Raw genomic sequence first — 7,456 nt, 5'->3', positions numbered from 1 at the left:
AAGGAGGCTTAACGCCCTTCGACCTCCACAAACCAACCCTAAAACCAAAGAGAAACCCAACGTTTGAAAAAAAACGTTGGGTTTCTCGACATTCTGAAAGAGGCGGGGATGCAATCCCCGCCTCTTTCTTGTTCTGCCCATACAAAAGGCTGACATCAATGATGTCAGCCTTTGCTCTTTCCTTACGTGCGGAAACGACTAAGCGTTTCTTTAAGACCTGTTGATACCGTCTCAAGTTTATCGGACAATCGGACAAGCCCTTCGCTGATACTGTTCTGCTCATTGCTCAGCGACGCCACTTCTTCTGAAGTAGCGGACGACTCTTCGGCTACTGCGCTGACATTCCCCATCGCTTCCGAAAGGACTACTTGTGAACGCTCCAGCATGCTGATAGAATCCGTAACCGAGCTTAGGCTGCCAACAAAATCGCCCATTTGACCTTGAACGGTCAAGAAAATTTGATTTGCCTCTTTCACCGATTGAATTTGCTCTTGGAAAATCGGATACGCATCAGACAAGACGTGGACGGTTTCATCGATTTCCTTCTGGATGGTCTCCGTAATCTGACCAACGACATCGATGGACTGACGGGATTGATCCGCCAATTTACGAATTTCATCCGCTACAACCATGAAACCTTTTCCGGCCGCGCCGGCACGAGCAGCCTCAATTGTTGCATTCAGAGACAAAATGTTTGTTTGTTTCGTCATATTATTGAGTACATCTAGAATTTTACGGATGGAACGCGTGCTTTCTTTGAGACGATCAACCTTCTCCACCATTGAACGCGTCATTTCTTCTGTCATTCCTGTTTTCTCGATCAAGCTGTTCATGTAGGCTGTACCTTGGCGGCTGGCTTTCTCCACTTCGCTCGCTGCTTGGCCCATATCTTGATTAGCATTCATGACCTGCTGCATCTGCTGACTGATCTCGGAAGTGAGGTCACTGCCTTTCTCCGCTTCCATGGCAAGGCTCGTTGCACCGTTAGCAATTTCTTCCGTAGCAACGGCAATTTCACGTGCAGATACGGCCGTTTTCTTCGAAGCATCGGACAGCTCACCGGCTGTCGCCAGTACATCTGACGCAGATTGATTCGTTTGGGCGACGAGCACGGTAATTTGCGTCATCATCTGGTTGAAGCTTTGCGCAAGCTGACCGATTTCGTCTTTCTTATTAATCGTCGAACGTACAGTCAGGTTGCCGCGTTCGCCTTCGTTCATCAGATTGCGCAAGCTAACAAGCGGCAAGGCAACCATGCGAATGACGAGCAATCCGATACCGATGGCCAGCAACGCTGCGATACCCGCAATAATATAAGTTGCATTGCGAATTTGCTTCGCATCCTTGACAAGTTCATCTACCGGAACCGATCCGACCAGCTTCCAATCCACCGTTGCGAATTGGTTGTAGATGGCAAGAACTTCTTCACCGCCTGCGATTGTCTCGGTTGTTGATCCTGACTTCTCTTTGGAAGAAAGTGTAATCGGGGATGGTTTCCCGATTTGTGCAATATCTTTGGTGAATACTAAATTATTCGCCTCATCAACAATCGTAATATCGCTATTGTCTCCAAGCTTCAGATCTTCAAGCTGCTTGGAGAACTCTTTCAAATAGATCTCAACGATCATGATGAATTTGCCTTCATTCGTTACCGTGTTCTTCATAACGCGACCCATCGCAATGGTTGGCTCAGACGCACTGCCGCTGTAGCCTTTCACTTGAGCGGGCAGCCACATCAACTTACCGCCGCCGTCTGCGATTGTCTTCATCCACGCCGTATCCTTCGCATCTTCCGTACTAATGCTTGAAGAGCCGACAGTTACAGATGCCGAATCACCGCTCATAGGGATAATTGCAGCTCCGACAATGGTAGAGTTGCCGAGTATGTAGGATTGAATGGAGTCGCTTAACTTCTTCATGACATCGAAACGCTCGTAGTCATCCGTCGTTTGATCGTATTTTGTTAGATTATCCTGAACTGTCTTATCGAGCAGAATTTGCATCGACAGAGCTTCATAGTTCTTGAACATCAAATCGAGTTTGCCTTTGGATTGTGCAATCGCCACCGCGCTGGAATCCGCAACTTTCTTCTTAATGATGCTCTTGGAGGTCGAGTAGGAGAATAATCCGACTACCAGTACGCAGACAAGAATAGCGCTGAAGATAATTAGGAATAACATGAGGCCGACTGACTTTATGGGATTCGTCAGCTTGACATTCTTGATCCCATTTATGGAGGAAGAATATAAGGCTTTCACATTCGCCCCGCTACCTTCACCTTCTGTTTGCAGCTTGTCTTTCTTCGAGTTCAACTTCAATTTCACTTCATGACACCACCTAATCTGAGGATAATTTCCGTGTGTGGAGCTGGTGCATTTGTGTGGGTATGTGTCTGTTGACTTACACTAGATGCTAAATGCCTACGTCACGTTAATCCATGGATCGACAAAATACACGCAATATCCTTAATATCGGCTTAACATCACCGTAATGTTAGGGAATTAGGGAATATTTTCTCAAAAAAAATAATCCCAATCGATCGCTCGATTGAGATTATTTGGGTCTAAATACTTATTAACGGATACGTTTACGCATCATATCCATCGCTTTTACCGGGTGCTCCGTCTTTAGGACAACGTGCTGCAGTGGATGTCTTGCGGCGTCCAGTACATTACCGCTCTCGTCCATGATTTCGCCGACAGTTTGTGTGAAGAAGGTACCGTTAGGTCCGAAGAATTCCACGACTTGACCCGGCTTGAAATGATTCCGCTGCTGAACAACAGCAAGTCCGGTTGTCTCATCGTAAGAGATAACAACACCAGCAAAATCATAAGGAGCAGCTTTATCTTCCGGCCCGTAGATATGGTCCTCTGGCCCCGGAGTATCGTAGAAGAACCCCGTATTAACCGGACGGTTAGCAGCCTTCTGAATGTCATCCTGCCACACTTGTTTCAGCTCATAATTGTCCGGATCCGCCATATAGGAATCGATCGCTTGACGATAAGCATTCACGACTGTAGCTACGTAATGCAAGCTCTTCATCCGACCTTCGATCTTAAAGCTGTCCACGCCAACATCGATTAAGTCAGGAATATGCTCGATCATGCATAGATCTTTGGAGCCCATCGTAAATTTATCCGCTTCAGGACCGACCATTTGCAGGTCATCTTCGTAGATATCATACTTCCAGCGGCAAGACTGGCAGCAGCCTCCACGGTTTGAATCGCGATCCGTGAAATGGTTCGAAAGCACGCAGCGACCTGAGAAGGAAGAACACATTGCGCCATGAATGAACGCTTCGATCTCGATATCGACATGCGCTTTAATTTGAGAAATTTCTTCGAGGCTCGTCTCGCGGCCTAACACTACGCGCGGCAATCCCTCTTCTTTCCAGAACTGTACAGCCTGCCAGTTCAGCGTCGACTGCTGCGTGCTCAAGTGAACCTCGAGCTTAGGAGCTACTCGCTGCGCCGTCTCGATAATGATCGGATCAGCAGCAATAATCGCCGCAATGCCGGCCGCTTCGAGTTCACGCAAGTACTCTTCCAGGCCGCCAATATCTTCATTATGGGCATAAATGTTGGTTGCAACAAATACTTTGGCGCCATAACGTTCCGCGAACTCCACGCCTTCCTTCATCTCAGCAAAGGTGAAGTTATCGGCATTGGAACGAAGGCCGTACTTCTGCCCGCCAATATAGACCGCATCTGCGCCGTAATGGACCGCAAACTTTAGTTTCTCCAAATTACCCGCCGGGGCAAGAAGCTCCGGTTTATCTAGACGATTTCTTTTCCCCGTAAAGCGGGGGGATGTTTTTGTGGTCACCTGCTTCACCTCCACAACTTCCTTAGGTGACAATTACAATTAATATACTTGTTCCTTATAGAAAAATCCGTACGAAAGCTCACGGGACGGATCCTGTACATTCACAATGCTGTCCAACCATTCTTCGTTGAAGGCATAACCTTCCGGATCCTCGCAATAGGCATCAATTGCAGCACGATACGCTTTAACGACCGTTTCATTGTACTCTATTGATTTTAACAGCCCTTCAATCCGAAAGCTATCGATATTAACTTCCATTAGCTCATGTAAGTTCTCAATCATGCATAGATCATCAGAGCTCATAATATGGGTCCCGCCAGCATCCTCATAGATCGGGAAACGTTCATCCGGCCGCTCCGTTTCCACTAAATACAAGCCGTCTTCCCGCTTGCCGTGAACCGGAACCTCGGTCGTTTCTCCATCCTTCGTCTGATGCTGGAAATAATTTTGAACAAGCGGACGCTTGGAATGATAAATATTCGTTAAACCATGCACCTGTACTTGTACTTCAAGCGTTGTATTGCTCTTCACATCGATAACTTGATCCATGTTAAGCTCACGTGCCAGAACGAACCTTGTTGCGCCGCGGCGTCCCCAATAATTCGCTGTCGCATAGTTCGTCGAAGTCATCTCCGCGTTCCAGTGCAGCTTCATGTTCGGCGCTTCAACGCGCGCAACCATCAAAACTGCAGGATCCCCGAACACTAAGCCGTCTACTCCCGCTTCAGCCAAACTACGAATGTAGCCAGGCAATGCGTTGACGGTTTCATTATCCATTAAGTTATTGACTGCTGCATATACGGAAACTTGATGGGAATGGGCAAGCTTGACGGCTTCCGCCATAAGTGCCAGGTCAAATTCACCCGGCAAGCGCATGCCGTAACGGGATTCTCCCAGAAGGAATGCATCCGCACCCGCAGCAATGAGCCGCTCCATATCAGCAAGGGAACCCGCATCAACGAGCAGCTCCGGTTTTGTTGCCATTGTAAATCCTCCTATTGTCCAGCCGTTTGATTGCTCTTCTCGATGTTGCGGTTATGCTCCTTGAGCGTTTCCGCAAACAGATGCTCGTGGCTGCCATCTTTCTTCGTCACATAGAAATAGTATTCCGTCTCTTTGGGGAAAAGCGCAGCTTCGATCGATTTCAAGCTCGGAGATGCGATTGGCCCAGGAGGGAGACCATTAACTTTGTACGTATTGTAAGGGCTGTCCACTTGCAAATCGTCCACAAGCAGCCGTTCTTTCTGTTTATCAAGCAAATATTGCACGGTCGCATCAATCTGAAGCGGCATGCCTTTCTTCAGTCGGTTGTAGATAATGCCTGCAACGACTGGACGTTCAGCATCCACGACTACCTCACGTTCGACGAGCGAAGCGATAGTCATCATACCATGAAAATCAACCTTATTCGCTGCAAGCGAATCCTCCCAATTCTCGGGAAGGGTGTCCAGCTTATGATCCAGCTCTTGAAGCAGACGTTTAATGATATCCTCCGGTTTGCTCGCAGTCACAAGCTCATACGTGTCCGGGAACAAATATCCTTCCAAGCGATGACGAAGGTCCGGATTCTTCGGAATATTCTTCACGGCATCCACGTCGCTCCACACTTGATCCTTATCTGCAAGCGCCATGAAATCCGCTTTCTTCGCATAACCTGCTTTATCTAGTGTTTCCGCTATTTGCTCTACCGTAAACCCTTCCGGTATCGTGAAACGCATCGTTTCTTCCTTTAACGTCTCTCCGGCATTTAATTTTGCAATGATGGCATCCTTATCCATCCCCGGTGACAGCTCGTACACACCGGCTTGAAACCTCGGTCCTTCGTTCTTGTAGCGCAAGTAATATTTAAAAATAAATGCATTGCGAATAACCCCTTGATCTTCGAGCACTTCAGCAAATCGAAATGGAGATGTCCCTTTCTTCAGCTCTACTTGAACCACATCGCCTGACGAAGCAGGCCGCAAGCCATTCCAAATGTAGAGATAAAGACTTCCCGCAGTAATAAGCATTACGCTGAGTATCGACACGATAACCCAGAATGTAATGCGTCCGCGTCTTGGTCCGGAGGGCCGCATGGCTCCCTCATTCGGCAAATCTTCTGAATTCTGATGCTCTGCTCTTCTCAAGCGACCTATCCTCCATTTCTATATCAGCGCGGAAAAAGGGCGGCCCGGCGCCGCCCCTTCCGAACTCCTATAAGTAAAACCGGGCTATTGCCGCCCTGTTTAAAGCTAGAGGTGCATGTTAAGGCTGATCTTCGCCTTCGAACAACAAATCGTCATAAGCTTCAGAAACAAGCTCCCACTCATCATCGCTTTCAATGGATTCCAGCTCCGGCTCGGCGCCATCCTTGAATGTAATGCGGAAGAATGCGATTTCGTCTTCTTTCTGCATGTCATGCGATTGCAAACCGGCATAGGATCGGTCACCCATTTGGAATTCGGCGATAATTTGGAATGGTTCCGTAGCGCCTTCTTCTCCAATGAGATCCACTTCCGTACCATAAATGTCCTTCAGGACAGAAATACGTTTTATTTCAGACACGCTGTAAGCTCCCTTCGACTATGGCCCAAGCCTTAGTCGTTATCGTCGATTTCGGCGAGAAGTGTGTTAAAGGTTTCTTCCACCATGTTCCACTCTTCTTCGTCCTCAATGGTATACAGTTTCAAATCATCGCCGTCTTCTTCATAACGGAAAGCGTAGACTTCATCGGAGTCTTCATCTTGCTCGTCTTCGGAATCCACGTTGAGCGGAACCACCATCATATATTTCTGATCAGAGCCGTCTACCTCGAACTTCATGACTACCTCGAATTCTTCTTCGTTGCCGTCTTCATCCGGAATGTAGATGATTTCCGGCTCTTCAAACTGCATGTTGTCCTTTGTCATCGTTACCCTCACCTTTTCGTTTTAGAATCGAGATAATTTTGCAAAATTAGCGCTGCCGCCATTTTGTCCACCACTAACTTTCGCTTCTTACGGCTAACGTCCGCCTCGAGCAGCGTGCGCTCTGCGGCAACGGTCGTTAGCCGTTCGTCCCAAAGGTGTACGGGTACATTTAGCTTTTGCTGTAAATGTTGTGCGAATGCGATGCAAATTTCGCCACGCGGCCCGATGGTGCCATTCATGTTCTTCGGTAAACCGACTACAATCTCGGATACTTCGTGTTCAACCATAAGCTTGGCAATGACTTCGTCTTCGCTGTTATCGCGGCGTTTCTCAACGACGCCTAAACCTTGCGCGGTCCAGCGGAATGCATCACTGACGGCAACGCCGATTCTGCGGTCACCGTAATCCAATCCCATAAGACGCATACGACAGATTGCCTCATTTCCTTGAAGGTCATTATTTGCTGTGCTGACTCAGGTAGGAACGGACTAGTTCTTCAATTAGCTCGTCTCGCTCTTTCCTGCGAATTAAACTTCTAGCATTGTTATGCCGTGGAATGTATGCGGGATCTCCGGACAATAGATAACCCACGATCTGGTTAATCGGGTTATAGTCCTTCTCGAGCAGCGCATCGTATACAGACAGCATAATTTCCCTCGAGGAAGCTTGTAGCCCTTCCGCCTTCACGTCGAATTTCATTGTCTTGTCCATCGAATTCATCGCCAGCACCTCACTTTCCAAGC

8 protein-coding genes are annotated in these 7,456 nt (G+C 47.9%); all 8 read right to left on the bottom strand.

Features of this window, described 5'->3' with window-relative positions; translation table 11 throughout:
- Positions 1 to 182: 182 nt before the first annotated feature.
- The 8 genes from BLW29_RS20925 to BLW29_RS20890 all read right to left on the bottom strand — a co-directional run bounded on the left by BLW29_RS20925 (position 183) and on the right by BLW29_RS20890 (position 7,433).
- A complete protein-coding gene (locus BLW29_RS20925; RefSeq protein ID WP_256208749.1) occupies positions 183 to 2,324 on the bottom strand; it encodes a methyl-accepting chemotaxis protein in 2,142 nt (713 codons plus the stop codon).
- A gap of 250 nt (positions 2,325 to 2,574) precedes the next feature.
- Entirely contained in the window at positions 2,575 to 3,825 is a 1,251-nt protein-coding gene (locus BLW29_RS20920) for a peptidase U32 family protein (RefSeq protein ID WP_090983171.1), read from the bottom strand.
- A 39-nt stretch (positions 3,826 to 3,864) separates the two neighbouring features.
- A complete protein-coding gene (locus BLW29_RS20915; protein WP_090983169.1) occupies positions 3,865 to 4,809 on the bottom strand; it encodes a peptidase U32 family protein in 945 nt (314 codons plus the stop codon).
- Positions 4,810 to 4,820: 11 nt separating this feature from the next.
- Complete coding sequence (gene mltG, locus BLW29_RS20910) at positions 4,821 to 5,951, bottom strand: endolytic transglycosylase MltG (protein ID WP_256208748.1); 1,131 nt, start codon at positions 5,949 to 5,951, stop codon at positions 4,821 to 4,823.
- Between the two features lie 118 nt (positions 5,952 to 6,069).
- The gene (locus BLW29_RS20905) at positions 6,070 to 6,369 is read right to left on the bottom strand and encodes a DUF1292 domain-containing protein (RefSeq protein ID WP_090983168.1); all 300 of its coding nucleotides are present in this window, start codon (positions 6,367 to 6,369) and stop codon (positions 6,070 to 6,072) included.
- Between the two features lie 32 nt (positions 6,370 to 6,401).
- Positions 6,402 to 6,713, bottom strand: coding sequence for a DUF1292 domain-containing protein (locus tag BLW29_RS20900; RefSeq protein ID WP_090983166.1), 312 nt, complete (start codon positions 6,711 to 6,713; stop codon positions 6,402 to 6,404).
- 8 nt (positions 6,714 to 6,721) lie between these two features.
- Positions 6,722 to 7,138: a Holliday junction resolvase RuvX gene (gene ruvX, locus BLW29_RS20895; protein ID WP_090983164.1), complete on the bottom strand. Its 417-nt coding sequence runs from the start codon at positions 7,136 to 7,138 to the stop codon at positions 6,722 to 6,724.
- A 31-nt stretch (positions 7,139 to 7,169) separates the two neighbouring features.
- Entirely contained in the window at positions 7,170 to 7,433 is a 264-nt protein-coding gene (locus tag BLW29_RS20890) for an IreB family regulatory phosphoprotein (protein ID WP_090983162.1), read from the bottom strand.
- Positions 7,434 to 7,456 lie beyond the last annotated feature (23 nt).

It is taken from the genome of Paenibacillus sp. CF384 (genome assembly GCF_900106745.1).
In the GTDB taxonomy this organism is placed as follows: domain Bacteria; phylum Bacillota; class Bacilli; order Paenibacillales; family Paenibacillaceae; genus Paenibacillus_Z.
The sequence above is the reverse complement of the archived record's forward strand: the minus strand, read 5'-3'. Positions and strand labels throughout refer to the sequence as shown.

Excerpts from the sequence above, each read along its gene's own strand:
- BLW29_RS20915 (WP_090983169.1), bottom strand. The coding sequence starts at position 4,809 with ATGGCAACAAAACCGGAGCTGCTCGTTGATGCGGGTTCCCTTGCTGAT.
- BLW29_RS20900 (WP_090983166.1), bottom strand. The coding sequence starts at position 6,713 with ATGACAAAGGACAACATGCAGTTTGAAGAGCCGGAAATCATCTACATT.
- ruvX (WP_090983164.1), bottom strand. The coding sequence starts at position 7,138 with ATGCGTCTTATGGGATTGGATTACGGTGACCGCAGAATCGGCGTTGCC.
- BLW29_RS20890 (WP_090983162.1), bottom strand. The coding sequence starts at position 7,433 with ATGAATTCGATGGACAAGACAATGAAATTCGACGTGAAGGCGGAAGGG.